Consider the following 26,872-nt stretch of genomic DNA (forward strand, 5'->3'; position numbering starts at 1 on the left):
CATACAATAATTAAGAATGTATGTTCTTATTTATATTGATTGAGAACATGTGTTTGTGTATAATGTAAAAAAGTGAGTGAGGTGGGTCTAATGAAAGGACAGCTAAGAAGAGCTATAGAAAACAAAAAGAAGATTGAAATGATCTATCTATCTGCTGAGGGCATGGTTACCCAAAGGAGTATTACCATTATTCAAATGAATGAAACTCATTTGATCGCCTATTGCCATAAAAGAAGGCAGCGGCGTATGTTTAAAATCGATCATATTCTTTCATTAGAGGAAACCGCATAAAAAAATCTTGCTTCTATTTAGAAGCAAGATTTGAGAGTATATTAACCAATAGCTTTGGTTAATGCAGGAATAATTTGTTTTTTTCTTGATACGACACCTTTTAAATGAGCTGTGTCTTCAGTAATCGCTACATCGAATGCTTCGCCGACTTTAGCTGCTCCCGCACCGTAAGTAAGGATCGTAGAATCTCCTTCTAAGATATCTGTAATTGCTAGAACAAATACTTCGAGTCCTTTTTCTTCGATCGTTCTATTCATTGCAGCTGAAAGTTCGTCTTTTCTCGCTAGTACTTCTGCTACATCAACTGTGTTTACTTGTGCAACCTCAACTAATTTGTCTCCCATAGGAAACTCTTTACTGTCAATTGAGATAATTTCTTCCGCTGAACGGTTCTCAAGCTTCGTTCCTGCTTTTAACATTTCAAGGCCGTATTCATCAAGGTTAATTTCTGCAATTTCAGCCAAACTCTTAGCAGCTTGTACATCTTCTTCTGTACATGTTGGTGATTTGAATAATAATGAGTCAGAGATAATAGCAGATACCATTAAACCAGCAATTTGTTTTGTGATTTCTACATTATTCTCTTGGTACATTTTTCGCAGGATGGTTGTTGTACATCCAACCGGCTCTACTCGGAAATGAAGTGGCTCTTTCGTTTGGAAATTTGCAATACGATGGTGGTCTACTACTTCAATAATTTTTACATTCTCAATGTCATCTACACTTTGTTGAAATTCATTATGGTCAACAAGCGCGACTTCAGCAACCTCATCTGAAACCGTATTTATAAGTCGAGGCTTTTCAGCATTAAAATAGTTTAATGCAAAGGCAGTCTCTTCGTTAATCTCTCCAAGACGAACAGCTTCAACATTCCCTCCAAGCTTAGATTTAAGGTCTGCATAAATTAAAGCAGAACAAATAGTATCAGTGTCTGGATTCTTGTGACCGAAAACTAAAATTTTATCATTACTCATTTTCAAATCCACCTCTTTATTTAGTGTTGTATGTAATTGGCATGAATTCTCACTGATTCATTTTACATCATAGAAATTGATTCTTCAATCCTATCATTCCTATAAGGGAAGGGGAGTAATCGCCATCTATCAAGAAATTCATCCATTCTTAACTGATTTTTTAGAAAATTATGTTATAATTAACTGGCAAAAAAGGGGGATGTGCGGTGGGGATTGATTGGAAGGCCCGTTTATTAAATAAAGATGAGTTAGCAAGCGGCTGGTATCGTATATTAGCAGGTTTTTATGATTTTTTATTTCTTTCCGTAGTACTTCTTTTGGCTTCGGCAGGAACAACATCTTGGTTGATGGTCATTTCTGAATCACCTCATTATGATGCAGAAGGATTTTCAAGATATTTATATCAAAATGAGTTTCATTTGCTACTTATTAACTGGGGGATTTTAGCGGTTGTATTTATTGTTGTGCATTTTTTATATGTATTTCGTGCAGGACGTTCGTTTGGTATGATGATCGTTGATTTACATGTATATAACGAAGAGGCTGAAAAACCGTCACGATTACAATTGCTTTCTCGTGAGTTTTTAAAATATATTCTATTTCCGTTTGTCATTATAACGTTCTTTAAAAAAGAAAGGCCTTTATATGAACGAATAACCAAAACGTACTTAGTCAAGTAAAGTAGATCTAAGTCTGGCATAAATGAGGTGTTCGAAATGAAATGGGATTTGGACCGAATTACACCGAGGGGGCAAGATAAAGTAGAGGTTCCCAAGTATTTAAAGAATATTGAAGAAGGTTTAGAAAGCCTTAAAGTCAAGATACAAAAGAAGAAAAGAAGCGAAGTAATAGACCATATCCTAGATCTGCAGAAGCTTTACCAATCATGGTATCAGCTATTTGAATATGTGATTTGTTTACGCTCTATCGATACAACAAAAGAAGCTCCTCAAATATGGCTTGATCAGGTCAATCAAGTGTATAGCATTTATAGAATAGTAGAATCGCAAGTGGAGATTGAATTGGCTGGACTGAGTGAGCAAGAATGGAAGGTCCTTCGCGGTGATAAGCGTTTAGCAGAAATTAGAACTCATTTAAAGCATGGTAGAGATAAACAGCTGTCACGTAATCAAGCGAAAGAAGAAGCGATATTTTCCTTAGAGGCAGATGGTCTGCATGCCTGGGGTGACCTTCATCAACTAGCCGCAAATCGCATCTCATTCATGTTAGATGAAGATGAGCTTACGGCACAAAATGCTTTAAGTACGATTTATTACGGCAGTGATCGTGCAAAAAGAGTTGAAGGAATCAAGAAATGGAAAGAAGCATGGCAGCATGAAGCTCCTCTTTGTGCAAAAGCACTCAATCATATAGCAGGATTCAGATTAAATGCTTATAAGAATCAGGGGATGGAATCATCTCTAGAGGAATCTCTTCATCTTAATCGGATGAATGAAAAAACGTTGGATGCTATGTGGAATACGGTGCTTCAGCATATGGAGCCTTTTTATAATTACATCAGACATAAGCACGTATTATTTAAGGAAGATCATCTATGTTGGACTGACCAATTTGCATCATTGCCCCAAAAGCAAGATAAAATGCACATTCCTTTTAAAGAGGGAGTTGAATTTATTGAAAACCATTTAAAGAGCTTTGATGAGAATATAGCTGCTTTTACTAGGCATATTGTTGAAAATGCCTGGGTTGATGCGCTGCCCAGTGAGAGTAAGAGTCCGGGGGCATTTTGTGCAGCGTTTCCAATTGATAAGGAATCACGGATACTCATGCATTATAATCAACAAATAGAAAGTGTTGGCGTGCTAGCACATGAAATCGGACATGCCTATCATTACAAGCTATTGCAAGAGCTGCCTATGTACAGGCAGGACTGTCCTATGGTCATGGCAGAAATTGCATCAACGTTAACAGAAACGATTGTCATGCGGGCGGCTATCGAGAAGGCAGAAGATTACGGTGAAAAATTACATTTGTTAAACCAACAGCTCGTTCGTGATCTAGTAACGATCGTAAACAGCTATATCAGGCATCAGTTTGAAGTTGTCTTTTATGATAAACGTACATCTGGCTATGTAAGTACTGATGAACTAAATATGCTCATGGAATGTATCCAAAAAGAAGTGATGAATAATCTTTTTGATACCTATGAGCCTACCTTTTGGGCCTCCTTAAGGCATTTTTATTTCACCCATAAACCGTTTGGTCATTATCCTTATACCGTTGCTCATTTAATCAGCAGCGGACTCTATCAATTCCTGAAAAAATCGGATGATAAAGGGACTTTGTTGAAGGATATTCTGCTTGATACATCTGTTCTATCGGTTGAAGAACTTATAAAAAAATATACCGGAATGAATGCAGGAGAAGAAGAATTTTGGCTGCTAAGCTTAGAAAAAGTGTTTGAGGATATTGAAGAGTTCATACACCTTAGCCAACTAGTGTCACTAGAAGACTTTTAATATGAAAATCTATCTCGATTTAAAGCTTTAACGATTTACTTAGATGAATTAAAGCTTGTCAGATGTGATAGAGGTATAGGAAAATAGAATAGAAAGAACTTTTAGTTAAATTCATTTTTAATGAAATATGGGGAGGATGGAAGTATGGTTATGAGTTTGCAAGAGGCAGCTACGTTACATAATGGAGTGAAAATGCCTTGGTTTGGCCTTGGCGTATATAAAGTGAAAGATGGGTCTGAGGCAAGTGAATCAGTTCGTATTGCGATTCAAAATGGATACAGAAGTATTGATACGGCTGCGATATATAAAAACGAAGAAGGGGTAGGACAAGGTATTAAAGAGTCAGGTATTCCTCGGGAAGAATTGTTTATCACTTCTAAAGTATGGAACGCTGATCAAGGCTATGAATCAACCCTTGCAGCATTCGATCAGAGCTTAAAACGTCTTGAGCTCGATTATTTAGATTTATACCTCATTCACTGGCCTGTTGAAGGGAAATTCATTGAGACATGGAAAGCGCTTGAGAAGCTTTATAAAGATGGGAAAGTAAAGGCTGTCGGTGTAAGTAATTTCCACATTCATCACCTTCGTGACCTTTTAAAAGAAGCTGAGATTAAGCCGATGGTCAACCAAGTAGAGTTTCACCCGCATCTTACCCAAGTAGAATTAAAGCAATTTTGTGAGAGTGAAGGGATTCAGCTTGAAGCATGGTCTCCGTTAAAGCAAGGTGAATTACTAGAAGATGAGACCATTAAAGAAATAGCTGAATCGTACAGAAAATCACCTGCTCAAATTATTTTGCGCTGGGACCTTCAGCAAAAAGTCATTACAATCCCTAAATCTATTAAAGAATATCGCATTATTGCCAATGCGGATATTTTTGACTTTGAATTAACAAATGAAGATATGGATCGTATTAATGCATTAAACAAAGATGAGCGCTGCGGCCCAGATCCTGATAATTTTGATTTTTAAATTGAAAAAGGAGTTCCTCTGCATTGGAGGAACTCCTTTTCTGATTACTTACCAAACTCAAGTTTCATTGCTTCGGCAATTCGATTTGGCAGGTCTGTATTATCTAGCAGACCGTTAAATAAATCTGATTGCGGACCGTAGGCATATAAAGGAACGTCGACACCTGTATGTGCTTTTGATGTCCAGCCCACATAGGCACGTTCGCTGATAATTTGATTGATTGTCATCGCTGTTTGATTGACAGCAGCTGATTGAATGCGAGCTTCTTCATCTTCTGTAAGCTCAATGTTGGCATATTGGCTTACAATGTCGCGTGCATTACTGCGATCTTCATTCAACTCCCGAGCCATAAAATCTCCTGTAGCTTCTACATCTCTTAAAATATCAACTTTTGAAAGGTATTCATCATAACCGCCAACACTCATTCCGCCTGTATCATGATCTCCTGCAACGACTACTAATGTTTTACCGTCTTTCTTAGCAAACTCTAATGCTTCTTCAACGGCCATTTCAAAAGCTTCCGAGTCTTTCATTGCCCAAGCTGCATCATGTGCATGACCGGCCCAATCAATTTGGCTTCCTTCTACCATTAAGAAAAACCCTTTTTTATTGTTTGATAGCGAATGTAGTGCAGCTGTAGTCATATCTGCGAGACTTGGCTCCTCTGTGTGATCCCGATCTAGTTCTGGTGCCATGCCGCCATCTGCAAATAAGCCTAGCACTTTATCCTGTTTGCCATTCATTGCTAAAAGTTCTTCTTTTGTTTCTACGAATTGATATCCGTTCGATTTAGCTTCTTCTACTAAATTACGTTCTGCTTGATTTCCATTTTCTTCTTTAGGCAGGAAGTTGCTTTTACCCCCTCCAAGCATGACATCTACATCATTGATTAATTGAAGCGCAATATCAGCCTCACTGCCGCGAGACTCAACATGTGAACCGAACACAGCCGGAGTGGCATGCGTTATGGTCGAGGTCGCAACGAGCCCGGTCGATTTTCCTGCATCACTTGCTGCTTCTAAAACTGTCTCAAGAATTTCACCCTCAGGAGAAACACTAACCATACCATTATTTGTCTTAGAGCCCGTTGCCATGGCGGTTCCTGCTGCTGCGGAATCAGTTACCCAGTTATCGGCGGAGTTTGTTTTCATCATTCCTACTAACATCGAATCTAAGACTGTGTCTTCTCCTTTGTAAATTCGATAATTCGTCGCATAACTAGCAGAATAACCATCTGGAATCATGAAGATGACGTTTTCTACTTTGGCATTTGAGTGGGAGGGAGGTCCTGCGTTAACATGTTGCACGTAACTAACCCCTGAAACGACCATTGCTGTGCACAAAGCGGTAGCGGCAAATCTTTTAAACATTTTCATTCTTGTTTCCTCCTATGTATAACTAGTTTTGCTTACAAATAGTAGTTTACATAGATTTTATTTAGGTAGAATAAAGAGGAGTCTAATGATTGGTAAAGATTGCTACAGTTAAATGACAGAAAATAGGGGGTTTTTACCTGGTGTGACTTTGTTCATATCTAATCTGCAACTAAGAGAGCAGGAATATATAGTGAAAGGTAGAAGGGGTAGGGATAAATGTGTTGAAATGAAATTAAGAATCATAGAAGCAGAAAGGTTGATTAAATAGTGAAAATCATACGTGATCGCGGAGAAGTCGATATGGAACAGCTGCTCAAGAAGTCTTTATTTGCCCATTTGGCTACAGTAGAAGAGAACGTCCCGAGAGATTCACCTGTTTGGTTTTTATGGGAAGAAGGGAAGCTGTGGATTATAGGAGATGTAAACACCGATAGTTTCCCGAGGAGAATAGAGGCGGAACCTCAATGTGCGGTAGGCATAGTGGAATATGATCAAAGGACTGGGAAGGTTATACATATTGGCTTTAGAGGAGTAGGGGAGGTTGTGTCTTTTGACCAAGCCAGAGCAAATCGCCTGTTAGCGCGTTACTTAGGAGCAGACCAAGATAAATGGGATCCACGTTTTAGGTCATTTGGCAAAACAGCCATCCTCATCTCTATCACACCCGAGACGGTCGTAGTGAGGGATCAATCATATAAAGTTTTAGAATAGATTTTGTATCTATGAAACGCATTTTGAACTTAGGCGGTAAGTGGTGGTCAATTGTATGTTTTCAAAACATTTATGAGTCTGTTGGCAAGAGAATTGCTCGGTTTCATCACTTCATTTCATCAGTTGAAGGCATTATTGCATCTATCATTTAACTAACTCGGCCAAAAAAAGAGCTGCCCCAATAGGACAGCTCTTTGATAACTATTCTTTAGTTTCTTCTAACCAATTTTCAATCTGCTCCCAATGCTCTTTGCTTTGTGTTCCGAAAGGTTCTTCTTCTGTTTCCATTTTACTTAAAAGGATATCTAAACTTTCTTTTTCGACTGTTTCAATTAAAGGAAAGTTAGCTTCTTCTTGGTTGTCTAAGAGGATATTAAGGCTCGCCTCAGGCTCATCTCTCATTTGTTCATAGCCTTTTACAGCCGCACGCCAAAAAGCATCTACGGTTTCTTGCCGCTCGTTCATCAGCTTTTCATTCGTGATTAATACAAGCTCATAATAAGAAGGAACACCGTAGTCTGTCGGGTTAAAATAGTTTATATCATAACCCTCATGCTTTAACACTGGATATTCGTGATTAATATATGCTCCGATGATCGCATCAGCACGTTCTGTCATAATGGCTGGACCTAATTCAAATCCGATATCGATCATTTTAACTTTAGAGAAGTCTCCTCCGTCATTTTCAACCATCGTTTTTAGCAGCTGTTCATTTAATGGAATACCAGGGTAACCCACTGTTTTCCCTTCTAAGTCACGAGGGCTTGAGAAGTTCTGGTCCGCTAAAAACATTACGTGATTAAGAGGGCTTCGTACAATGGGAGCCACCGCTTCAATAGGCAAGTCTTGATGCTTGGCTGTAATAATATCTGGCTGATAACTTAAGGCAAAGTCAAGTTCTCCTGCTGCCGTTAAGTTAATAGGGTCAGTAGGGTTGGCAGGGAAAATGATGTTTACGTTTAATCCTTCTTCTTCAAAATAGCCATTTTCTATTGCGGTATACAGGAAGGTATGAACAGCATTAGGATACCAATCTAGCATAATGTCTACATCTTCTAAGGAATCAGTAGAATCAGCAGACGTTTCTGTGACCTCTCCGCCACAAGCAGCTAGAACTAAAAGGTAAAGCATGAGCGAAAATAAGTATAATTTTTTCATCGTTAAGTCCTCCAACGTAATAGGTATCGTTCAAGAATAGTGATAAGTAAAAATCCAATGATTCCAATAAGCGCAAGCCATGCGATTGGAGCAAATACGCCAGCCCCGTCAAATTGAGTCATCATTCGTCTGCTGAAATAGCCGAGACCAGCTTCTGCGCCTAACCACTCCCCGATCGCTGCTCCTACGACACTGAGCGGTACAGCGACTTTCATTCCTGATAAGAAAGAAGGCAGGCTATGGGGAACATATAATTTCATAAACGTTGCAAACGGGCTGGCATTCATTGTTTGAAATAATTCTTTTAATTCCTTTGGAGTTGACTTCAAACCATCATACATGTTGACCGTAATCGGAAAAAAGGTAATAAGAACAGTGACGACCACTTTACTCCAAACGGAATAGCCAAACCAAAGCACAAAGATCGGTGCTAGTGCAATGATAGGTATGGTTTGTGAAATAACAAGAAGCGGGTAAAGAGCCCTCTCAATAACCGGGCAGCGATGCATACATATAGCGACTGTTACTCCTAAAATAGTGGAGATAACAAGCCCTGTAATCACCACCTCGAGTGTTGCAGGGAGGTGGGTAAAGAATAAAGTTGAATGAAGCGAGATTAATTTATCTGTGATAGCTAATGGTCCTGGCATCAAGTAAGGTTTATCAATAAATCCAGCTAAGATCTCCCAGCTAATCAATAGCCCGAGCAAGAGCAGGCCGGGAGCTGTATAGTTTTTAATCATATTGAATCAACTCCACTAAACAGCTGCCTCATAATCTGTTGTTTAATTGGAGCCAGTGTTTCAAGATTTGCTCTAGGATGAGGTTCTTCTATTGACAGTTCTAAATAAGTACTCATAGGACTGCTAGAGAAGACTAGGATTCGATCACTTACTCTTAAGGCTTCATCCATATCGTGAGTAATTAATATGACAGTTAAATTCAAGTCACTGCAGACCTTTTGCAGCCAATCCTGCATATGGAGCCTGGTCATGGCATCTAAGGCGCTGAAGGGCTCATCTAATAGTAAGAGCTTAGAACCCCGAATCATCGCTCTTAGAAAGGATGCACGCTGCCTCATTCCGCCTGAAAGTTCTCTAGGATATTGATGCTGGGTACCTTCTAATCCAAACTGAACAAAATAAGGTTCGGCGATTGTTTTTGCTTCTTTTTTATTCACGCCTTTTAACTCGAGCGGGAGGGTAACATTTTCTAGAACCGTACGCCACTCTAAAAGAAGGTCTTTTTGCGGCATATAGCCCATAGCGCTACTGTTGTTATGAAAAAGAGCTTCTCCGTGCTGAGGCTGTTCTAGGCCCATGAGTAAACGGAAGATAGTGCTTTTACCCGCTCCGCTCGGTGCAATGAGAGAGAGAAATTCTCCCTCATAAACTTCTGCATTTAAACGTTCAATCGTTGGCCGCTGAGCCGTTTTATAAGTGAATGTTATATCGCGTAGTTCGAGCAGCTTAGCGGACATGAGAAGGCCAAGACTCCTCTTTATAAGACATATCCCAAAACATATATTCAAAGCGGCTTGTGTTAAGAAAAATCTCTTCAAGACGGGCTAATTCACTCTCAGGGAGTCCAAGAGCTAATTCATCAAGCAGGTTAATCAGCCAATCAGCGATTTCGCCAAATTCTTCAGATTGATACATCGTAATCCACTCACCATAAAATTCATGTTCCATGGCTCCTGGTATTTCTGCGAGCTTCTTTCCAATCTCATAATAGCTCCAAGCACAAGGGAGAATGGCAGTCACTAGATCAATTAAAGAGCCTCGCTCAGAAACACTTAACATATAACTGCTGTAGGCTAATGTCATCGGTGCAGCTTGGGTAGCTTCTAACTCTTCAGCCGAGATCCCAAGTCTCTCTGCATATTGCCTGTGAAGGTCCATCTCAATGTTTAATGTGGCGTCAAGCATTTTGGCAAATAGGGCCATATTTTTAAGTGAAGTTGCTTTCATACTTGCAAGCGCAAATAGTCTGGCGTAATCAATTAGGTAGACATAATCTTGTTTCATAAAAAACTTAAATTTCTCAATATCAAGTGTCCCGTCCCCGATTCCTTTTACAAACGGATGGTTGTGACTAGCCTCCCAAATGGGTAGGGAATTTTGATGTAAACGTGCTGAAAATGACATGTACAAGTCCTCCTTTTTATTGTACGTTTTATAAACGCTATTGACTTTCTTTATAACACCATTCATAGATGAACGTTAAAATCGTTTTCGTATAATCAAGAAGCTGATCAATGGATAGTTCTTCATTTACAGCATGGGCATGGATTAACTCGCCAGGACCATAGATGACGGTTGGAATACCAGCATCTCCAAGCCACCCTCCGTCTGTCACTGTAGAAGACATTCCGACTTTTGTTTTAACACCAAACGTTTTATGATGAGTGGATTCTAAAAGCTTCAACCCATCCCACTCCAAATCTATTGGAAGGGCAGGGAAGATTTCACCCCGGTCTTCAATCATTGAAGTACCGCCCCAACGGAAAATAGGAGGGTGTTCTTTTAACCAAGGGTCACCAGCTGCAACGGCAAGTAAATGTTCTTCAATCTCACGGGTGACCTCTTGATACGTTTCATCAGGATAATAGTGCACTGTAATCCAAAGCGAGCATTCATCAGCTATAAATGCCGCATGACGGCCGCCCTCAATCACAGCTGGGTTGATTGTATTCATACCGCTTGGGAAACCAGGGTATGACTTTGTGATGGCCCAATGACGCTCAAGCTCGCTAAGACCTTGAATTAACTTAGTCATTTTTTCAATTGCACTCGCACCATAGAGTCCGCCGCCAGCATGAATCATATTGCGTCTCAGTCCGTCATGGAACGTTTTTGGGCTTTTCACGGTTACCCAGCCTGTAATGACTCCGCCTTGCCCGTGAATCTCGCAATTACTCGTATCAGCTACAATCGCAAAATCTGCACGGTAGCCCCGGTCGCAGCATTCTTTTGTACCAGCTTCACCGACTTCTTCACCAATGACCGATTCAATCGTCAGATCACCTGGAAGTTCTATACCTGCTTCATGGAGAAGTTTTGCTGCAAACAGGCAGGCAGCCAGACCGCCTTTCATGTCTGCCGTTCCGCGTCCGTACACCTTTCGTCCTTCTTTAGTCAATTTAAAAGGGGGGTAGGTCCAGTTTTCGTCTTTGGAAACGGAAGCTACATCTACATGTCCGTTTAAGAGTAAACTGCGGTGGTGAGCAGAAGCTGTCCCTTTTTTAACAGCTACGACATTTGGGTCATTAGGGTAAACATCCCACATATCAATATCAAAGCCCGCATCGGCAAGGTAGTGAGCGATAAAGTCCTGTGCTTCTTTCGTATTTCTAGCTGGGGGGCTTTCCGTTTGATATTCTACTAGCTGCTGCAACAGGCAGATTAGTTCTTCTTCTCTTTCCTCAACACGTTCAATAAGTTCTGCAATAGATTTCATGTTCTCACTCCTTTAAAGCAAATAAAAAACCACTTCTATAAAAGAAGTGGCTGATAGACGTCATATGTACAGGAAAACCTTGCTGTATGCAATCTCGCTGAACACAGCTGGAGTTACAACTGAGAATAGACGCTCTCACCACTTCCCTCCGCTAGTATTATCTAGATCAGGTAATAGGGTTAAGGCTTGCACCTTTCTCAGCAATAATTGCACCCCTAGTGGTCTGGCTATTTAATTATGTTATTTAAATATGAATCTGAAAATATGATTCTGAAACTACTTTCAAATTATCATACTTTTTTTAAGGTTACAATATTAAATGTGTTATAACTCTTTGAAAAAAGCGAAGAGGAGTACTCTTCGCTTTTACTTTTGACGTTATTAGTTTACAGCGTCTTTTAATTGTTTACCTGGCTTAAATGCTGGGTTCTTTGTTGCTGGGATTTCAATTTCTTGGCCAGTTTGCGGGTTACGGCCTTTACGTGCAGAACGCTCACGTACTTCAAAGCTTCCGAAACCTACTAGCTGAACTTTACCACCTTCAACAAGTGCGTTAGTGATGCTGTCAAATACAGCGTCTACTGCTTTAGAAGCATCTTTCTTAGAAAGGTCTGCCTGCTCTGATACTGAATTAATTAGATCTGTTTTGTTCATGAAAAAAACTCCCTTTCATACCTTGTTTTGAAAAACGATAGATAAACTCTTATAGAATGTGAATCTATCTTCGTTTGTTCGATTGGATTTAATAGCTGTCCCAACAAGCTAAAATAACCTGCAACTCAAATTTACTCATTAAACCCCAGTGGTGTCAAGACTTTGGGGGTAAATTCAAGCATTTAAAGTCAATTTTTCCACTCTTTTTGACATTTCGACAGCAAAAAAGCGTAGATTCCCTAATTTTGATACGAAAAAAGCTCAAGCAGTCGCTTTGAGCTTTATCCTTTATTCTACATCTTACGCACTTTAAATGAGCTGACCATAAGCAAGGCAAGGATCATCGTAATGAACATAAAACTATATGCTTCTAGAAATGGAACTAATAGAGATGAAAATGTTAAGATACATCCTGCAGCTGTGATAGGAAGGCCAACAAAGAAGCCATGACTTTCCGTTACATTAAAGCGAGCTAAACGTATCGCTCCGCAAATAATAAAGATAATCGCGAAAATGGCCCCGACTGAGCCGAATTCATGTAAAACAGCTTGATGAATCAATAAAGCTGGTGCGACTCCAAAAGAGACAATATCACTCAGTGAGTCTAGTTGTTTTCCAAATTCAGACGTAGATTGAAAGCGTCTTGCTGCTGCTCCGTCAAGTCGGTCACATACCGCTGCAATTGTAATAAATAACAATCCCATTCTAAGTTCGTTTTGCAGAACGAAGATGATTGAGAGAGCACCTAATCCAAGGTTCATAAGTGTTAATATATTTGCAATTTGACCTTTCATTTTCTTCACCGTCTGATCGAGATGTTCTAAAAGGAACATTCACTTCACTCCTTAACGTTAGCTAAACAAATGCTCCTAACGTCCTTTATAAATTAATATCATAACACACTCGAGCCGTTTTCACTAGAGAACGAAGTCGATAAAACAGCACTATTTTTGTCATAATATGGGGATTCCTTGATAATAAGACCTTTAAGTCGATTAACTGTCAAGTTAGCAAAACAGAAAATGAAGTCCTAGTAAAGGGGGGAAGGAGCGTACGTAATCATCCTAACAAAAGCCTTCATGAATTGTACATGAAGGCTTCTAATCGAGTATCCCTAACTAGTGAACCAGGCAAATCCATAATAGGTGCCGATAGCAAAAATAAGAATCCAAGCAATTAAGCTTATGGTCATCCACCAAGTAGCAGCTTGTTTTTTTGCCCCAAGTGCGAGCGCCATAAGGATCGTTAAATGAGTGCCTAGAATGAGCGGTCCTCCAACGGAAAGGCCGGGAAGACCATAACGGTTCCAGACTCGCTTAGCGCGCTCCTGACGCTTTGTAGGAGGCTTTTCTTCGATTCCTGTCTCCTCACGTCTGCGTGCTCTCCATGCCTCGAATTTTTCATAGAAAATAACGACAAGTAAAACAGTCAGCATGTTACCGACAAACCCAACAATTGATACGAGCACTGGATTTAATCCTCGAATAATTCCGATCGGTATAACGACGATCGCTTCAAGCCATGGCGTAGCCGCCGCTAGAAATACTAATATATACTCCCATAATGATTGAAACATTAAAACCTCCGAGTGATCCTCTTAATAATAGAGCAAGTGTATCATCTGCTCATAAACAAAGCCACTAAAAAAATACCGCTTGATAAGAGAGGGGGCTGTCCCAAGGCCATTTTATGACCTTAAGGGACAGCCCCCTCATTCCTATTGAAAGCTTAGTTGCTTCCTTTCATTTTCTTCTCATACATCTTCTTTAGGTCATCTTGAGTACTCTTTTCCCATAAAGGCACGCCTACACGATAAGCAGAACGGCCCATCATCATTCCGGCTACAGGAGCAGTTAGGAAAACGAATAAAATCGTTAATAACAGCTTTCCGACAAATTCACCGTGAACGAGGAAGAAGAATAAGAACGTTGCGAGCATAATCGAGATTACACCAAGTGTTGCACTCTTTGTCGCAGCGTGGAGACGGCCGTACACATCAGGGAAACGAATAATCCCGATCGAACCTAACAGGCTAAGAAAGCCGCCAATGAGAACAAAGATACTAATAATAATCTCAACCGCGGTCAAAGACAACACCCCTTTCAATAAATTTAGAAAGCGCAATCGACCCGATAAAGGCAAGAATACTAATGACAAGAACAACTTCTGAGTATGCCAAAGTTTCCTGAAGCATCATAATGACCCCGATGAAGCCTATTAGATTGATGCCAAATGTATCAAGCGCTACGATGCGGTCAGACATCGTAGGGCCGATTAATGTACGGATAAAGCAAACGAACAATGAGATAGACATGACCACTAATACAATCATTAAAATGGATTGGAACATATTATTTGGTCACCTCCAAAATAGCACGTTCAAATGTATCGTGAATATCACGGATCATTTTCTCTTTATTAGGAACATCAATCGCATGGATGTAGATGTATTTATTATCATCTGAGAAATCCATCGATAGTGTACCTGGAGTAAGAGAGATAAGAGATGCTAGAAGACTTAACTCCCAGTCTGTTTTTAATTTAGTAGGCACAGCTACAATTCCAGGTTGGATATTCATTTTAGGACTTAACACAATCTTAATCACGTCTATATTGGCTAATATAAGTTCTTTAAAGAATAAACTAATTAACTTAATAATAGCCCATACGCGGCGCATGTAAAAATCAAAACGCAGAAAACGTCTTAAAACGAATAAGATGAAAATCCCAACAACATATCCAATTAAGAAGTCGACAGCTGTATAGCTATTTTGAAAGTTAACCCAGATAACCGCAATGACAAGGTTTAATAATATTTGAAAAGCCATTAGCATCTACTCCTTAAGTACAGATTCGATATAAATCGTTGGGTCTAGAATTTGGTCAGCCACTTGCAGTGAATATTGGAAAATTGGCTCGGCTGCGAAACCAAGGATAATAGTTAAAGCGACAAGTGGAACAATTGGCAGTAAAAGTTTGCCCACTTTAAAGTTTGCTTGTTGTTCTGTATGCTTCTGCTCACCCCAAAACGCGTAAATGAAAATCTTCATCATTGAGAACAATGTTAGAAGTCCGACTGCAAGAGCGACAGCGGCAATAATATAATTCTCATTTAAGAATGCAGCTAAAATAAGCGCAAACTTACTGAAGAATCCACTTAGCGGCGGGATACCAGCTAAGGAAATTGCAGAGATAAAGAACATCCATGCAAGCCATGGGTGGGTTTTAAGTAAACCTCCCATTTTCTTTAGATCGGTTGTTCCGGTAATTTTTTGAGTTGCCCCTGCAAATAAGAAGAGGGCTGCTTTAACGATAATATGGTGGGCAATATAGTAGATCGCACCGGCAATTGCTAGCTGCGTGTAAATACCAAGCCCCATCACCATGTAACCAACCTGACTGATAATGTGGTATGAGAGGATTCGCTTAAAGTCAAACTGTGAAACGGCCCCAAGTACCCCAAAGAACATCGTCAGACCAGCTAAAATTAGAATTAACATATGGGTAAAGTCTGGATCATGAGTAAAGATCAGCGTGAATGTACGCATGATCGCATAGATCCCAACTTTCGTTAATAAGCCCCCGAATAATGCGGCAATTGCTGCTGGCGGTCCATAGTATGAACGCGGAAGCCAGAAATAAAGAGGGAAGAGACCACCCTTCATAGCAAATACAACCAAGAAAATAACCGCAATAACATTTAATACGCCTGTCTGTTCAAGTTCACCGACTTTAACAGCTAAGTCAGCTAAGTTCAGTGTTCCTGTAATCGAGTAAAGATAGGCCACACCGACAATGAACAAGATCGAAGCAAAAACATTGATCATTACATATTTTAATGATTCACGAAGCTGATACTTCGTCCCGCCTAATACAATTAAAATGTAGGAGGCAATCAGCATCACTTCGAAGAAGACGAATAGGTTAAATAAGTCTCCAGTTAAGAATGCTCCGTTTACCCCTGCAAGTAAGAAGAAGTAGAACGGATAGAAATAATATTTCTCACGTTCTGAGGAGATCGTTTGAAAGGCAAAGAACAAACAAACAACCCCTACAATACTTGCGAGAATGACCATCATGGTAGCAAACATGTCAGCAACTAAGACAATACCAAATGGTGCTTGCCAGTTACCCAGTTCAAGAACAGAGATTCCATTTTGATATACATCAACTGCAAGATAAATAGCTACTAACAGCATGCCGATCACAGTAAAGCCGCTGATCACACGCTGTAGGCTATGATTTTTTGCAAATAAAATGAGAATCGTACCTACAATAAATGGGATTAGAATCGGTAGTATGACTAAGTTATTCATCTGCAGATCCCCTTAATTGGTCTAAATCATCTGTCTTGTGCTCTTTGTATGTGCGATATGCGAGTACAAGCAAGAATGATGTGACCCCAAAACTAATTACAATCGCTGTTAAAATCAATGCTTGAGGCAATGGATCACTATATGTGCTAGCCTCAAGACCAAGTAGTGGTGGTGCGCCTCTTTGTAATCCTGACATCGTGAGAAGCAGGAGATGAGCTCCGTGTGAAAGCAGGATTAATCCTACAATCACTCGAAGCAAGCTTTTCGTAAGAATTAAATAGGTTCCGACCATAAAGAGGACACCAACAGTGATGGACATTAATATTTCCATTACATATCATCCTCCGCAATCGTAAGAATTATCGTGAGTGCAATACCGACAACAACTAGGTAGATACCCAGGTCGAACGGCAGTGCTGTAGTCAGCTCTGTTTCACCTAAAATCGGTATCTGATAGTACTCAAAATATTGAGTAAGATACGGATCGCCGACTAATAAGCCGCCAAAGCCCGTAACAATTGCCAGCAACAAACCGAAAGCAATCATTTTTGTGAAGTCAAATGGTATTGCTTTTTTGATGCTCTTCATATCAAACCCAAGATACATTAAAAGCAGGGCACTTGCTGTCATTAATCCGCCGATAAATCCTCCGCCGGGGTTGTTGTGACCGGCGAAGAATAGGTAGACGGAAAATGCAAGGATGATGAATGTCACAACGCGGGTGACGGAATGAAGAAGGACATCATTAGATTTTAAGTTCTTCACACATCTTCCCTCCCTGTCATTCGTAGCTTAATTAATGCAATGACACCTAATGCAGCAATTCCAAGTACAAGAACCTCAAGCAATGTATCAAGTCCACGGAAGTCAACAAGGATGACGTTTACCATGTTGTACCCACCTGCGAGCTCTTTAGAGTTCTCTACAAAGAATTGTGAGATAGGCTCAATACCTGCTTCATTTCCAAGAGCAAGAGAACTTAAGGCAATCGCAGTTACAAGGAACCCGACTCCAATAGAGATAATCAAGTTCACGATGTTAAAGCGCGGCTTGAATTCTTCTTTGCGTAATTCTGGTAAATGATAGAAAGCAAGCATTAAGAGTAAAACTGTAACGGTCTCAACTAGTAATTGTGTTAAGGCAAGGTCTGGTGCACGGAACACGACAAATAGTAAAGCAAGTAAGAAACCAATAACCCCTACAACAACAACAGCAGTGATCCGTTTATTAATAAATGGAATGGAAAGCGTTGCTGCAATAAAGACGAGTGTAATGACCCAAATATATGGAGCAATACCCGTTACATTGGTTGTATCGATTGTAAAGGCATCGTAGCGGAACATTGTATAGCCAAGCAAAAGAATCATGAAAGCGGTCATATAAGCGAAATAATCACGCAATAGACCAGTCATTTGGATTCTTGTTACAGCTTGAGAACCAGTAATGACACCGCTAAGTGAATTGTCGTAGAACCAGTTAAGCGGGTCGCGTTCTTTCATATAGAAGGCCGTTTTTGCCCAGTTTTTCATCATTAAGAATAAGATGATCCCAGCTGCTACAACACCCATTGTCATAAACAGTTCCGCATTAAAGCCATGCCACATATAAATATTGACATAGAACAGCTCCCCATCGGCAAGTACTGTAGGCAGAACAGCCTGCATTGCAGGTTCAATGATTGTATAAGCTAAGATGTTCGGGAAGAAACCAAAGACGATAACAAGAGAGCCTAGAATAACTGGACTGATCAACATTCCAATTGGAGCCTCATGTACTTTTACGTCATAATTTTCTGGCTGGAATTTCCCTGTAAATGTTTTAAAGAACATGATTAAGCAGTATAAGAATGTAAATACAGACGCAATCCAAGCTAGTACAACAATGATGATGCCGAATGTTTCCATATTGAAGACATTCATTTCTGTTGCTCGAAGAAGCGCTGTAAAGAACATTTCTTTACTTAAGAACCCGTTAAATGGAGGAAGACCTGCCATTGATGCGAGTCCAATTAATGAAACCGTAAATGTGACCGGCATGATGGCCATTAAACCACCAAGCTTACGGATATCACGGGTGCCGGTTTCATGGTCGATAATACCGGCTGTCATAAAGAGACTTCCTTTAAAGGTTGCATGGTTTATTAAGTGGAAAATCGCAGCCATTATTGCAAATGAATAAAAGGCTGGATCGACACTGTCACCAAAATAAATCGCTGCAGAACCTAAGCCTAGTAAAGTCATAATCAGACCGAGCTGACTGACCGTTGAGAAGGCAAGGATTCCCTTTAAGTCTTTTTGTCTGACAGCTGATGTTGAACCCCATAACAAGGTAACCACACCAAATCCGGTTAAGAGCCAGAACCATTCTGCGCTGCCGGCAAACACAGGTGTAAGACGAGCAACAAGATAGATCCCTGCTTTAACCATCGTTGCAGAGTGAAGATACGCACTAACAGGTGTTGGTGCTTCCATCGCATCTGGCAGCCAGATGTGGAATGGGAACTGTGCTGATTTAGTGAAGGCACCAAGCAGCACTAAAATCATAGCTGGTAAAAACAATTCGCTTGATGTCACAAGATCTACATTTTCAATGATTCCGCGAATACTGAATGTGCCAGTCATGACATACAGCAATGAAAAACCACCGAGCATAGCAAATCCACCAAAAACGGTAATCAACATTGATTTTTGAGCACCATAGGTAGATTTTTCACGGTGGAACCAATAACTAATTAATAGCGATGAAGCTAAACTAGTTAATTCCCAGAACACATAAAGGACAATTAAGTTATCAGATAAGACAACCCCAAGCATTGCCCCCATGAACATGAGAAGGTACACATAGAAATTGTTCAAGCTTTCGGTCTTTTTTGATAAGTAAAAGATCGAATAGAGGATGACCAGAGTTCCAATACCGGTAATCAATAGGGCAAACAATAAACTCAAACCGTCTACAAAGACAGTAAAGTTAATCCCAAGGGAGGGTACCCATGGAATGGTGTGCTCAACAACCCCTCCAGTTGAGGTTATCGAGAGGTATTGAATGAAATAGATAAATAGTACAAGCGGGAGTGCTAATACAAACCAGCCTGTGTGAATCCGTCTAGCGTATTTGTACAGAAATGGGATCAAAATAGCTAATAAAAAAGGCGAAATCGTAGCCCAGTGTAATACGGTCAAATCACATACCTCCTTAAATGGTTATTAGTAGAATTGGTTGGGCCCTATGTATTTATCCTCTTATCCGTATTTGAAAACCGAACAATTCTTAGACTATGTAGAATTATAACCTAATTTAAAAATGCGTGCATCCTTACAGCACTTAGCTTCACCCGCTTTTAAAGAATTTATTAAATATGAAGAAAGACGAAAAATTTTAGCAAATTTTTTTTGTGTGATCGTGTTTTTTTATGATGAAGAGAGGTTATTCCCTTCCAAATTCAGTGTGTGATGTATAATTTTTGTGTGAAGTTGCAACCCTATAAGTAATAAAAGGATAGGGATTGGTGGTTAAAAGTGTCTACTAAAAATAAAAGCATCATTAGTTTGGTCATCTTTGCAACTATTTTGGTAGCAGGATTTTTTGCTGACGGTTTTAATGAAGAGATGACTCATAATCGTATTAAAGAAATTCCAGGGCAATTTGGGGTTCAAGAATACCGCGTGGAGGCACAAACATTTGGGCCGAGAGAGTATCTTCGTGTCATTCAAACACGAAATTGGCTAAACGAAGAAGGAGAGCTTCCTGAGTAGGAAGCTCTCCTTTTATGTGGTGTATATATTAAGCATAATCTTGGGCGTTCGTAACTTCTGTTTTGTCTTAAGGTGTGTAGGTTTTAAGCTTAAAATGAAAGCTTAAGATGAAAGCTTAATTTTGTCTGATAATGAACGTCTGCTGATTTCTATACGAATTAATTCAATAAAATCAGGGCTTAGGTCAAGTTCGATTGCTTTGTAATACGTTTCAATTAAAAGTTCATCAGATAAGTTATTCATCCCCTTCTCACCGCTGCTGCAGTGAGTTCACCTCCTTAGACATGTAGTAGTCAATCGATCATTTATCAAGGTTGTCTCATCAAGTTTGTTCTATATAAAAGAAAGTTTGCATAGTATGTAGGTTCTTAGTCTGTAAGCTGTATATACAGTTATGCTTGTCTGTACCTAAATATTACCACGTCTTCTAAAAGAGAACAATCGTTCTGTTTATCCACATTTAGCGGTGGATAAGTTGTGGGTTAATTGTTTATTAGTGGAAATAAACCTTATAATTAGTAGGGTGATAAGTGTATAACGTTATCCACAGTGTAGAGGTGTGGCGTAATTTGTCGAAAAGTTTTTTATGTTTTTATAATCAGTGGAAAGGGTTATTAAATTAAATAAAGGAAATGCGTTGAAAATTTTCAAATGTGACGGTATAGTTATGGTTTGACTACGATTATAAATGGAAAAGTTTGCCCTGATCTATTTAGGTATGCAAAGAGTTATATGGATAGAACATAAAAATAGCGATGTTGCTTGTTAATGAGGTGAAGTCATGCTAAAGAACCTATTACCGAATAAGTACGTAAAAAGTATTTTTGAAATTAACCTTGAAGAATTAAAGGAAGCTGGCATCAAGGGCGTTATTACAGACCTGGATAATACGCTTGTTGAGTGGGATCGTCCTGAAGCAACACCTGAAGTAAGAGAATGGTTTAAGAAGCTTCAAGAATATGGCATGAACGTTACGATTGTCTCAAATAATAACAGAAGAAGAGTTTCGGTATTTGCTGACCCAGAAGAAGTCGTATTTATTCATAATGCGAGAAAGCCAATGCGCCGAGCATTTAGACAAGCTTGTCGTCAAATGGATCTTCAGCCTGAGGAGACCGTTGTTGTTGGTGATCAAATTTTTACGGATGTTCTTGGCGGAAACAGAGCTGGCCTGCAAACGATCTTGGTTGTGCCAGTAGCGAAAACGGATGGTTTGGCCACAAAATTAAATCGCAGGATGGAACGTGTCGTATTAAATTGGATGCGAAAACGTGGAATGATTCAATGGGAGGAGTAAATATGGAAGAACAAACGATCACATGTGCTGGCTGTGGTGTACAGATTCAGACAGAAGATAAAAACAAGACAGGTTATGCACCTAAATCCGCACTAGAGCGAGAGGTCATTATTTGTCAACGCTGCTTTAGGTTAAAGCATTATAATGAAGTGCAAGATGTTTCATTAACAGATGATGATTTTCTGAAGTTGTTAAATACACTAGGGCATACAGATTCTCTAATTGTAAAAGTGGTAGACATCTTTGATTTTAATGGAAGCTGGCTGCCTGGTCTGCACAGGTTTGTAGGGAATAATGATGTCTTGCTAGTTGGAAACAAAGTGGATCTACTGCCTAAATCCTTAAAAAGAAACCGTCTCATTAACTGGATGAAGAAATCTGCAAAGGAAAACGGCCTCAAGCCTGTTGATGTTCTTTTAATGAGTGCAGAAAAGGGTGAAGGGGTACTAGATATTGCTTCTGAGATTGACCGCTTGCGTGATGGACGTGATGTCTATGTCGTTGGCTGTACGAATGTAGGGAAATCTACATTTATTAATCGGATTATTAAAGAGTTCGGCGGAGATACCGAACAGTTAATAACGACATCGCATTTTCCAGGGACCACACTAGATATGATTGATATCCCGCTTGATGATGGATCGGCTCTTTACGATACACCAGGAATCATCAATCATCATCAAATGGCTCACTTTGTTGATAAAAAAGAACTTAAGCAAATTACACCAAAAAAAGAAATCAAGCCAATGGTATTTCAATTAAATGAAGGACAAACGCTTTATTTTGGAGGAATGGCTCGGTTTGATTTTGTAGCTGGTGAGCGGTCATCTTTTACTTGTTTCACTTCTAATGATCTACACATTCATCGTACAAAAAGAGAGAAAGCAGAGGAGCTTTATCAAAATCACCTAGGTGATTTATTAACACCGCCAGGAAAAGAGAGCATGGTTGATTTCCCTCCGCTTGTAAAGCATGAATTTACCATTAAAGATATAAAAAGTGATATTGTTATCTCTGGTCTTGGCTGGATAACAGTCAATGATCGAAATGTAAAAGTAGAAGCTTATGCACCTAAGGGCGTAGGCGTATCCATTCGTGATTCGATTATCTCGTAACAGATAGAGAGGAGCACTAAACATGGGGAAACGTTTTGGGCTGATTGGACATCCTGTAGCACACTCCATGTCACCGCAGATGCATAATGATGCTTTTAAAGATTGGCAGATAGATGCAGATTACGTGGCACTAGATGTGGAAGCAGGAGACCTTGAAGAAGTGACAGAGAAGATTCGTAACGGCGAAATAGATGGTGTTAATGTTACGATCCCACACAAAGTAGCGATCATGAATTTCTTAGACGGAATTGATCGGGAAGCAGAAAGGATTGGGGCTGTTAATACCATAGTTAGACACGACGGGAAGCTTGTAGGATATAATACAGATGGTGCTGGTTATATGCAGTCGATAGAGCCTTATCTGCCGTCAAACGTAAAGGATATGAATATATTATTAATTGGAGCGGGGGGAGCTGCAAGGGCAGTATGTGCTTCCTTTTTAGGTGCAGGTGTGTCGAGTCTCGTTGTCGCTAATCGAACAAAAGAAAAAGCGGATACTCTTTTGAATCTTATTTCTACTAATCAGGATCAAACAAACGCCATGACACTTAGTGAAGCTGAGAATGGGTTGGAGAAGTTCGACCTCATTGTAAATACCACATCAGTCGGAATGAGTCCTTATACTGAACAAATGCCGATCTCTCTTAGGAAATTGAAAGATAAAGCGATAGTGAGTGACTTAATCTATAATCCGCTAGAAACAGCTTTCTTAAAGGAAGCTGCAGAGCGCGGCGCAACAACAGTAAATGGAGTGGGGATGTTTGTAAATCAGGGTGCCCTGTCATTTGAATATTGGACAGGCATCAAGCCAGACCGGAAACGAATGACAAATATCGTACTCAAAACACTTGGAGGGTAAAAAACTATGTTAACAGGTAAGCAAAAACGTTTTTTAAGATCAAAAGCACATCACTTAACACCAATCTTTCAGGTTGGAAAAGGTGGCGTAAATGAAAACATGATTGAACAGATCGATGATGTTCTTGAATCAAGAGAATTAATCAAAGTAAGCGTGCTGCAAAATTGCGAATTTGATAAGGACGATGTAGCAGAGGAATTATCAAAAGGGGCAAAAGCAGAGCTTGTCCAAGTCATAGGAAACACGATTGTTCTTTATAAAGAATCAAAAGAAAACAAAGAAATCATTCTTCCATAACCTAAGAGATGTAAAGGAGACAGGGATGATGAAAATTGGATTGTTTGGAGGGACCTTTGATCCGCCGCATCATGGCCATATGATGTTAGCTGAACATATCAGAGTGGAGTGTGAACTTGATCAGGTTTGGTTCATTCCAGCATCTACTCCGCCTCATAAAAAGCGTTCAGACATGTCTTCAGTAGATGAACGCCTTGAATTAGTGACGGTTGCGACAAGGAGCAATCCACATTTTCATGTATCTACAATAGAGAGAGATCGAGGCGGCCGTTCGTATACGATTGATACAGTGAAGCAATTGAAAGAGGAATACCCGGCTCATGAATTCTTCTTTATTATCGGCGGAGATATGGTGGAGTCTCTACCAAGCTGGGCTGGAATTGAAGAACTTGTAAACCTCATCACGTTTATTGGGGTCAACAGGCCTGGGTATTCTCCATCGCCTGTGTATAAGGATCATCTCATCCACATTGATTTTCCGCAAATCGATCTCTCCTCTACTGATATACGGCAAAGAGTAAAAGAAGGTAAATCGATACGCTACCTCGTACAAGAGGAAGTAGCAGAGATGATAAAGGAGAGCAGGTTGTATGGAGAGGGAAGCGGCACTTAATAAAGTAAAGCCTCATTTAACCGAACACCGCTATCAACATACTCTTGGTGTTGTGGATACGGCGATTTCACTTGCAAAAAGATACGGAGCGGACCAAAACAAGGCAGAGCTTGCGGCGATTTTTCATGACTATGCAAAATTTCGAGACAAACAAGAAATGCGAGACCTCGTACAGTCAACTTTGAAAGAAAAAGATGTGTTAGGGTATGGAGATGAGTTACTTCATGCCCCATGTGGTGCATACTATGTAAAAGAGGAAATCGGTATCAAAGATGAAGAGGTCTTAAATGCCATCCGGTACCACACAACAGGCAAGCCTGATATGACCTTGCTTGAAAAGGTTGTTTTCCTTGCTGATTATATTGAGCCAGGAAGACAGTTTAAGGGAGTATCTGAAGTTCGCGAGCTAAGTGAAAAGGATTTAGATGAAGCGATTATAAAGTCACTTGAAAATACGATTACTTTTCTAATGAAGCGAAGGCAGCCTGTGTATCCTGACACATTAAACACATACAATCAATTAATTAAAACAAAAAGGAGTTTGGATAAATGAGTGAATCAACATTACTAACACTAGCTATTAATGCAATTGACGATAAGCGTGCTGAAAATATCGTTGGATTAAATATGAAGGGGATTTCATTAATTGCTGATTATTTCGTGATCTGCCATGGTAATTCTGAAAAGCAAGTTCAAGCTATTGCTCATGAACTTAAAAAAGTGGCACAAGAAGAAGGAATTGAAATTAAACGTCTTGAAGGATTCGATCAAGCGCGCTGGGTATTAGTGGATCTTGGAGATGTTGTTGTCCATATTTTCCATAAAGATGAGCGTACGTACTATAACTTAGAGAAACTTTGGGGAGATGCGCCAACAATTGAAATCGAAAGGGTCTTAAGTTAATGGAATTAAAACCTGGCTATACCGTGACACTGAAAGTAGCTCGTCAGGCAAAGTTTGGGTATTTCTTGAGTGATGGCAATACAGATATTCTTCTTCATCAAAATGACATCGAAGGAGAAGAAGCGCTTGAAATTGGCTCGGACATTGAAGTTTTCTTATATCATGACCATGATAAGCGTTTATCTGCCACAATGAAACAACCGATTGTCCAAGGCGAAGGATTTGCTTGGTTGAAAGTAGTCTCGATTAAAACTGGACATGGTGTATTCTTATATAATGGAATCTCTCGCGATTTATTTTTATCAATGGATGAATTGCCTAGTGACCGTAATTTATGGCCAAAGCCTGATGATGTACTGCCTGTCTCTTATACATGGGATAAAAAAGGACGTTTAATGGCCCGCCTTGTCAAGGGTCTGCCGATTGAAGAACAATCGAAAAAGGCATCTGATATCCTCATGAATAAAGAAGTAAAAGGCCGTGTCTATCATTATCTCGATGAGGGAGCAGCTATACTTACAGAGGAAGGGTATTTAGCGTATCTCCATGACAATGAAATGACGAGAGAGCCTCGTTACGGGGAAGAAGTAACCGTTCGGGTTATCTATGTGCGAGAAGACGGTCGTCTAAATGTCACGATGCATCCTCTGCGCTCAGAGCGTCAAGAAGATGATGCGACTAAACTTGTTCGTTACATGGAAGAGCGCGGCGGTCAAATGCCTTATTGGGACAAGTCTCAGCCAGAGGATATTAAGCACCGCTTCAACATAAGTAAAGCAGCATTTAAGCGTGCACTTGGTAAGCTTCTAAAAGAAGGAAAAGTTGAGCAGCGCGATGGCTGGACGTATTTAAAGGAGAAAAAATGAATTATCAAGTTTTTGCTGCTCTGTATGATCAGTTGATGGCTGATGCACCGTACGATGAGTGGCTTTCTTTTACAAAAAAAACACTAGGTGTTGATCATTTAGAAGGAATTCAGATCCTAGATGTCGGGTGCGGTACAGGAGAACTTCTTCTTTCGATGCTTGATGAGGGTGCTGATATTACTGGGGTAGATTTATCAAGTGAGATGCTCGTTGTTGCACGAGATAAATGTATGAAAAAAGGAGTTTCCCCGCTCCTGATCCATCAGGATATGCGAAAGCTCGGTGATCTAGGTCAATATGATTTGGCAACGATCTTTTGCGATTCGCTAAATTATTTAGAGACGCCTGATGATGTTAAAGCAGCCCTCCATTCTGTGTCACAAAATGTGGTGGATAACGGCTGGCTTTTATTTGATGTCCACTCGATTTCAAAAATTGAGGATGAATTCATTGGTCAAACGTTTGCAGATGCTGAGGAAGAGATTTCATATATCTGGCATTCTTTTCCTGGTGAGCATCAGAATAGTGTAGAGCATGAACTCACTTTTTTTGTTAAGCAAGAAAACGGCTTATATGAAAGATATGAAGAGCTTCATAAACAACGTACCTATTCAGTAGAAGAGTACACGACATGGCTTCTTGAGGCTGGTTTTAAGGTCGAAGCGGTGACTGCCGACTTTTCATCAGAGATCCCTTCAGAAGAAAGCATGAGAATTTTCTTTGCTGCGCGAAAGAAAAAAAGAGGATAATGTGAATTAATGTCGAAAAAAACAGGG

At 39.9% G+C, this 26,872-nt stretch carries 33 protein-coding genes and 1 riboswitch; of the genes, 15 read left to right on the forward strand and 18 right to left on the reverse strand.

The annotated features are described in order from the left end of the window. The first annotated feature begins 90 nt into the window (after positions 1–90). Positions 91–291: a WYL domain-containing protein gene (locus PQ478_RS05285; protein WP_012958035.1), complete on the forward strand. Its 201-nt coding sequence runs from the start codon at positions 91–93 to the stop codon at positions 289–291. A gap of 41 nt (positions 292–332) precedes the next feature. Here PQ478_RS05285 and PQ478_RS05290 read toward each other — a convergent pair whose 3' ends face one another. Continuing rightward, positions 333–1,265 (reverse strand): manganese-dependent inorganic pyrophosphatase, encoded by a 933-nt coding sequence (locus PQ478_RS05290; protein WP_289236078.1) that lies wholly within the window; start codon positions 1,263–1,265, stop codon positions 333–335. Between the two features lie 206 nt (positions 1,266–1,471). On the opposite strand from PQ478_RS05290, the gene PQ478_RS05295 reads away from it, so the two are divergent. The 3 genes from PQ478_RS05295 to PQ478_RS05305 all read left to right on the forward strand — a co-directional run bounded on the left by PQ478_RS05295 (position 1,472) and on the right by PQ478_RS05305 (position 4,720). Continuing rightward, positions 1,472–1,945, forward strand: a complete 474-nt coding sequence (locus tag PQ478_RS05295; RefSeq protein ID WP_289236079.1) for an RDD family protein — start codon at positions 1,472–1,474, stop codon at positions 1,943–1,945. A gap of 36 nt (positions 1,946–1,981) precedes the next feature. After that, positions 1,982–3,745: a M3 family metallopeptidase gene (locus PQ478_RS05300; protein WP_289236080.1), complete on the forward strand. Its 1,764-nt coding sequence runs from the start codon at positions 1,982–1,984 to the stop codon at positions 3,743–3,745. 144 nt (positions 3,746–3,889) lie between these two features. Then, positions 3,890–4,720: an aldo/keto reductase gene (locus PQ478_RS05305; protein ID WP_075683616.1), complete on the forward strand. Its 831-nt coding sequence runs from the start codon at positions 3,890–3,892 to the stop codon at positions 4,718–4,720. A 44-nt stretch (positions 4,721–4,764) separates the two neighbouring features. On the opposite strand, the gene PQ478_RS05310 is transcribed toward PQ478_RS05305, so the two are convergent. Continuing rightward, positions 4,765–6,096, reverse strand: a complete 1,332-nt coding sequence (locus PQ478_RS05310) for an alkaline phosphatase (protein ID WP_289236081.1) — start codon at positions 6,094–6,096, stop codon at positions 4,765–4,767. A 267-nt stretch (positions 6,097–6,363) separates the two neighbouring features. Here PQ478_RS05310 and PQ478_RS05315 point away from each other — a divergent pair, with 267 nt between their 5' ends. Next, the gene (locus PQ478_RS05315; RefSeq protein WP_289236082.1) at positions 6,364–6,807 is read left to right on the forward strand and encodes a pyridoxamine 5'-phosphate oxidase family protein; all 444 of its coding nucleotides are present in this window, start codon (positions 6,364–6,366) and stop codon (positions 6,805–6,807) included. Between the two features lie 201 nt (positions 6,808–7,008). Here PQ478_RS05315 and PQ478_RS05320 read toward each other — a convergent pair whose 3' ends face one another. The 15 genes from PQ478_RS05320 to PQ478_RS05390 form a co-directional block, all read right to left on the reverse strand. After that, on the reverse strand, positions 7,009–7,965 hold the full coding sequence (locus PQ478_RS05320) for an ABC transporter substrate-binding protein (protein WP_289236083.1): 957 nt from the start codon (positions 7,963–7,965) through the stop codon (positions 7,009–7,011). Positions 7,966–7,967: 2 nt separating this feature from the next. Then, the gene (locus PQ478_RS05325; protein ID WP_289236084.1) at positions 7,968–8,708 is read right to left on the reverse strand and encodes an ABC transporter permease; all 741 of its coding nucleotides are present in this window, start codon (positions 8,706–8,708) and stop codon (positions 7,968–7,970) included. Beyond that, on the reverse strand, positions 8,705–9,445 hold the full coding sequence (locus PQ478_RS05330) for an ABC transporter ATP-binding protein (RefSeq protein WP_289236085.1): 741 nt from the start codon (positions 9,443–9,445) through the stop codon (positions 8,705–8,707). Before PQ478_RS05330 ends, PQ478_RS05325 begins: the two co-directional genes overlap by 4 nt. Then, the gene (gene tenA, locus PQ478_RS05335; RefSeq protein WP_075683622.1) at positions 9,435–10,112 is read right to left on the reverse strand and encodes a thiaminase II; all 678 of its coding nucleotides are present in this window, start codon (positions 10,110–10,112) and stop codon (positions 9,435–9,437) included. The genes PQ478_RS05330 and tenA overlap by 11 nt, the downstream gene beginning before the upstream one ends. A gap of 37 nt (positions 10,113–10,149) precedes the next feature. Next, on the reverse strand, positions 10,150–11,424 hold the full coding sequence (locus tag PQ478_RS05340; protein ID WP_289236086.1) for an acetylornithine deacetylase: 1,275 nt from the start codon (positions 11,422–11,424) through the stop codon (positions 10,150–10,152). 126 nt (positions 11,425–11,550) lie between these two features. Further along, positions 11,551–11,651, reverse strand: a riboswitch (TPP riboswitch). 154 nt (positions 11,652–11,805) lie between these two features. Further along, a complete protein-coding gene (locus PQ478_RS05345) occupies positions 11,806–12,078 on the reverse strand; it encodes an HU family DNA-binding protein (RefSeq protein WP_012958047.1) in 273 nt (90 codons plus the stop codon). Positions 12,079–12,371: 293 nt separating this feature from the next. Further along, entirely contained in the window at positions 12,372–12,911 is a 540-nt protein-coding gene (pssA, locus tag PQ478_RS05350) for a CDP-diacylglycerol--serine O-phosphatidyltransferase (RefSeq protein WP_075683624.1), read from the reverse strand. A 281-nt stretch (positions 12,912–13,192) separates the two neighbouring features. Beyond that, entirely contained in the window at positions 13,193–13,654 is a 462-nt protein-coding gene (locus tag PQ478_RS05355; protein ID WP_289236087.1) for a small multi-drug export protein, read from the reverse strand. Between the two features lie 152 nt (positions 13,655–13,806). Continuing rightward, entirely contained in the window at positions 13,807–14,166 is a 360-nt protein-coding gene (gene mnhG / locus PQ478_RS05360; RefSeq protein ID WP_012958050.1) for a monovalent cation/H(+) antiporter subunit G, read from the reverse strand. Then, positions 14,153–14,428 (reverse strand): Na(+)/H(+) antiporter subunit F1, encoded by a 276-nt coding sequence (locus PQ478_RS05365; RefSeq protein WP_012958051.1) that lies wholly within the window; start codon positions 14,426–14,428, stop codon positions 14,153–14,155. Before PQ478_RS05365 ends, mnhG begins: the two co-directional genes overlap by 14 nt. A 1-nt stretch (position 14,429) precedes the next feature. After that, positions 14,430–14,906 (reverse strand): Na+/H+ antiporter subunit E, encoded by a 477-nt coding sequence (locus PQ478_RS05370; RefSeq protein ID WP_075683626.1) that lies wholly within the window; start codon positions 14,904–14,906, stop codon positions 14,430–14,432. Positions 14,907–14,912: 6 nt separating this feature from the next. After that, positions 14,913–16,394: a Na+/H+ antiporter subunit D gene (locus PQ478_RS05375; protein ID WP_075683627.1), complete on the reverse strand. Its 1,482-nt coding sequence runs from the start codon at positions 16,392–16,394 to the stop codon at positions 14,913–14,915. Then, positions 16,387–16,725 (reverse strand): Na(+)/H(+) antiporter subunit C, encoded by a 339-nt coding sequence (locus PQ478_RS05380; RefSeq protein ID WP_075683628.1) that lies wholly within the window; start codon positions 16,723–16,725, stop codon positions 16,387–16,389. Before PQ478_RS05380 ends, PQ478_RS05375 begins: the two co-directional genes overlap by 8 nt. Further along, the gene (locus PQ478_RS05385) at positions 16,725–17,159 is read right to left on the reverse strand and encodes a Na(+)/H(+) antiporter subunit B (protein ID WP_022626769.1); all 435 of its coding nucleotides are present in this window, start codon (positions 17,157–17,159) and stop codon (positions 16,725–16,727) included. The genes PQ478_RS05380 and PQ478_RS05385 overlap by 1 nt, the downstream gene beginning before the upstream one ends. Further along, complete coding sequence (locus PQ478_RS05390) at positions 17,156–19,573, reverse strand: Na+/H+ antiporter subunit A (protein WP_075683629.1); 2,418 nt, start codon at positions 19,571–19,573, stop codon at positions 17,156–17,158. The genes PQ478_RS05385 and PQ478_RS05390 overlap by 4 nt, the downstream gene beginning before the upstream one ends. A 336-nt stretch (positions 19,574–19,909) precedes the next feature. Here PQ478_RS05390 and PQ478_RS05395 point away from each other — a divergent pair, with 336 nt between their 5' ends. Beyond that, a complete protein-coding gene (locus PQ478_RS05395) occupies positions 19,910–20,146 on the forward strand; it encodes a hypothetical protein (RefSeq protein ID WP_075683630.1) in 237 nt (78 codons plus the stop codon). Positions 20,147–20,248: 102 nt separating this feature from the next. Here PQ478_RS05395 and PQ478_RS05400 read toward each other — a convergent pair whose 3' ends face one another. After that, a complete protein-coding gene (locus tag PQ478_RS05400; protein WP_022626772.1) occupies positions 20,249–20,389 on the reverse strand; it encodes a sporulation histidine kinase inhibitor Sda in 141 nt (46 codons plus the stop codon). Between the two features lie 538 nt (positions 20,390–20,927). Here PQ478_RS05400 and PQ478_RS05405 point away from each other — a divergent pair. The 9 genes from PQ478_RS05405 to PQ478_RS05445 are packed head-to-tail and all read left to right on the forward strand — an operon-like array spanning position 20,928 to position 26,845. Next, positions 20,928–21,443 carry a YqeG family HAD IIIA-type phosphatase gene (locus PQ478_RS05405; RefSeq protein WP_022626773.1) on the forward strand — a complete coding sequence of 172 codons (516 nt, stop codon included), beginning with the start codon at positions 20,928–20,930 and terminating at the stop codon, positions 21,441–21,443. A 2-nt stretch (positions 21,444–21,445) separates the two neighbouring features. Next, positions 21,446–22,558, forward strand: a complete 1,113-nt coding sequence (gene yqeH / locus PQ478_RS05410) for a ribosome biogenesis GTPase YqeH (protein WP_289236088.1) — start codon at positions 21,446–21,448, stop codon at positions 22,556–22,558. A gap of 22 nt (positions 22,559–22,580) precedes the next feature. Next, complete coding sequence (aroE, locus tag PQ478_RS05415; protein WP_289236089.1) at positions 22,581–23,417, forward strand: shikimate dehydrogenase; 837 nt, start codon at positions 22,581–22,583, stop codon at positions 23,415–23,417. A gap of 6 nt (positions 23,418–23,423) precedes the next feature. Then, positions 23,424–23,714, forward strand: a complete 291-nt coding sequence (yhbY, locus tag PQ478_RS05420) for a ribosome assembly RNA-binding protein YhbY (RefSeq protein ID WP_022626776.1) — start codon at positions 23,424–23,426, stop codon at positions 23,712–23,714. 25 nt (positions 23,715–23,739) lie between these two features. After that, positions 23,740–24,327, forward strand: a complete 588-nt coding sequence (locus tag PQ478_RS05425; protein WP_290428915.1) for a nicotinate-nucleotide adenylyltransferase — start codon at positions 23,740–23,742, stop codon at positions 24,325–24,327. After that, on the forward strand, positions 24,305–24,880 hold the full coding sequence (gene yqeK / locus PQ478_RS05430; RefSeq protein ID WP_075683634.1) for a bis(5'-nucleosyl)-tetraphosphatase (symmetrical) YqeK: 576 nt from the start codon (positions 24,305–24,307) through the stop codon (positions 24,878–24,880). Before PQ478_RS05425 ends, yqeK begins: the two co-directional genes overlap by 23 nt. Continuing rightward, positions 24,877–25,230 carry a ribosome silencing factor gene (gene rsfS / locus PQ478_RS05435; protein WP_022626779.1) on the forward strand — a complete coding sequence of 118 codons (354 nt, stop codon included), beginning with the start codon at positions 24,877–24,879 and terminating at the stop codon, positions 25,228–25,230. Before yqeK ends, rsfS begins: the two co-directional genes overlap by 4 nt. Next, positions 25,230–26,096 carry a CvfB family protein gene (locus tag PQ478_RS05440; protein ID WP_075683635.1) on the forward strand — a complete coding sequence of 289 codons (867 nt, stop codon included), beginning with the start codon at positions 25,230–25,232 and terminating at the stop codon, positions 26,094–26,096. The genes rsfS and PQ478_RS05440 overlap by 1 nt, the downstream gene beginning before the upstream one ends. Next, positions 26,093–26,845 carry a class I SAM-dependent DNA methyltransferase gene (locus PQ478_RS05445; protein WP_289236090.1) on the forward strand — a complete coding sequence of 251 codons (753 nt, stop codon included), beginning with the start codon at positions 26,093–26,095 and terminating at the stop codon, positions 26,843–26,845. The genes PQ478_RS05440 and PQ478_RS05445 overlap by 4 nt, the downstream gene beginning before the upstream one ends. The last annotated feature ends 27 nt before the right edge of the window (positions 26,846–26,872 follow it).

Origin of the sequence: Alkalihalophilus pseudofirmus (assembly GCF_029094545.1) — a bacterium.
Lineage (GTDB): Bacteria > Bacillota > Bacilli > Bacillales > Bacillaceae_D > Alkalihalophilus > Alkalihalophilus pseudofirmus.

Excerpts from the sequence above, each read along its gene's own strand:
- PQ478_RS05290 (WP_289236078.1), bottom strand. The coding sequence starts at position 1,265 with ATGAGTAATGATAAAATTTTAGTTTTCGGTCACAAGAATCCAGACACT.
- PQ478_RS05375 (WP_075683627.1), bottom strand. The coding sequence starts at position 16,394 with ATGAATAACTTAGTCATACTACCGATTCTAATCCCATTTATTGTAGGT.
- yqeH (WP_289236088.1), top strand. The coding sequence starts at position 21,446 with ATGGAAGAACAAACGATCACATGTGCTGGCTGTGGTGTACAGATTCAG.
- yqeK (WP_075683634.1), top strand. The coding sequence starts at position 24,305 with ATGGAGAGGGAAGCGGCACTTAATAAAGTAAAGCCTCATTTAACCGAA.
- PQ478_RS05310 (WP_289236081.1), bottom strand. The coding sequence starts at position 6,096 with ATGAAAATGTTTAAAAGATTTGCCGCTACCGCTTTGTGCACAGCAATG.
- PQ478_RS05345 (WP_012958047.1), bottom strand. The coding sequence starts at position 12,078 with ATGAACAAAACAGATCTAATTAATTCAGTATCAGAGCAGGCAGACCTT.
- PQ478_RS05365 (WP_012958051.1), bottom strand. The coding sequence starts at position 14,428 with ATGTTCCAATCCATTTTAATGATTGTATTAGTGGTCATGTCTATCTCA.
- PQ478_RS05300 (WP_289236080.1), top strand. The coding sequence starts at position 1,982 with ATGAAATGGGATTTGGACCGAATTACACCGAGGGGGCAAGATAAAGTA.
- PQ478_RS05440 (WP_075683635.1), top strand. The coding sequence starts at position 25,230 with ATGGAATTAAAACCTGGCTATACCGTGACACTGAAAGTAGCTCGTCAG.
- PQ478_RS05370 (WP_075683626.1), bottom strand. The coding sequence starts at position 14,906 with ATGGCTTTTCAAATATTATTAAACCTTGTCATTGCGGTTATCTGGGTT.
- PQ478_RS05355 (WP_289236087.1), bottom strand. The coding sequence starts at position 13,654 with ATGTTTCAATCATTATGGGAGTATATATTAGTATTTCTAGCGGCGGCT.
- rsfS (WP_022626779.1), top strand. The coding sequence starts at position 24,877 with ATGAGTGAATCAACATTACTAACACTAGCTATTAATGCAATTGACGAT.
- PQ478_RS05380 (WP_075683628.1), bottom strand. The coding sequence starts at position 16,725 with ATGGAAATATTAATGTCCATCACTGTTGGTGTCCTCTTTATGGTCGGA.
- PQ478_RS05320 (WP_289236083.1), bottom strand. The coding sequence starts at position 7,965 with ATGAAAAAATTATACTTATTTTCGCTCATGCTTTACCTTTTAGTTCTA.
- PQ478_RS05405 (WP_022626773.1), top strand. The coding sequence starts at position 20,928 with ATGCTAAAGAACCTATTACCGAATAAGTACGTAAAAAGTATTTTTGAA.
- tenA (WP_075683622.1), bottom strand. The coding sequence starts at position 10,112 with ATGTCATTTTCAGCACGTTTACATCAAAATTCCCTACCCATTTGGGAG.
- PQ478_RS05340 (WP_289236086.1), bottom strand. The coding sequence starts at position 11,424 with ATGAAATCTATTGCAGAACTTATTGAACGTGTTGAGGAAAGAGAAGAA.
- PQ478_RS05400 (WP_022626772.1), bottom strand. The coding sequence starts at position 20,389 with ATGAATAACTTATCTGATGAACTTTTAATTGAAACGTATTACAAAGCA.
- pssA (WP_075683624.1), bottom strand. The coding sequence starts at position 12,911 with ATGTTCCTTTTAGAACATCTCGATCAGACGGTGAAGAAAATGAAAGGT.
- PQ478_RS05325 (WP_289236084.1), bottom strand. The coding sequence starts at position 8,708 with ATGATTAAAAACTATACAGCTCCCGGCCTGCTCTTGCTCGGGCTATTG.
- PQ478_RS05285 (WP_012958035.1), top strand. The coding sequence starts at position 91 with ATGAAAGGACAGCTAAGAAGAGCTATAGAAAACAAAAAGAAGATTGAA.
- aroE (WP_289236089.1), top strand. The coding sequence starts at position 22,581 with ATGGGGAAACGTTTTGGGCTGATTGGACATCCTGTAGCACACTCCATG.
- yhbY (WP_022626776.1), top strand. The coding sequence starts at position 23,424 with ATGTTAACAGGTAAGCAAAAACGTTTTTTAAGATCAAAAGCACATCAC.
- PQ478_RS05445 (WP_289236090.1), top strand. The coding sequence starts at position 26,093 with ATGAATTATCAAGTTTTTGCTGCTCTGTATGATCAGTTGATGGCTGAT.
- PQ478_RS05425 (WP_290428915.1), top strand. The coding sequence starts at position 23,740 with ATGATGAAAATTGGATTGTTTGGAGGGACCTTTGATCCGCCGCATCAT.
- PQ478_RS05305 (WP_075683616.1), top strand. The coding sequence starts at position 3,890 with ATGGTTATGAGTTTGCAAGAGGCAGCTACGTTACATAATGGAGTGAAA.
- PQ478_RS05330 (WP_289236085.1), bottom strand. The coding sequence starts at position 9,445 with ATGTCCGCTAAGCTGCTCGAACTACGCGATATAACATTCACTTATAAA.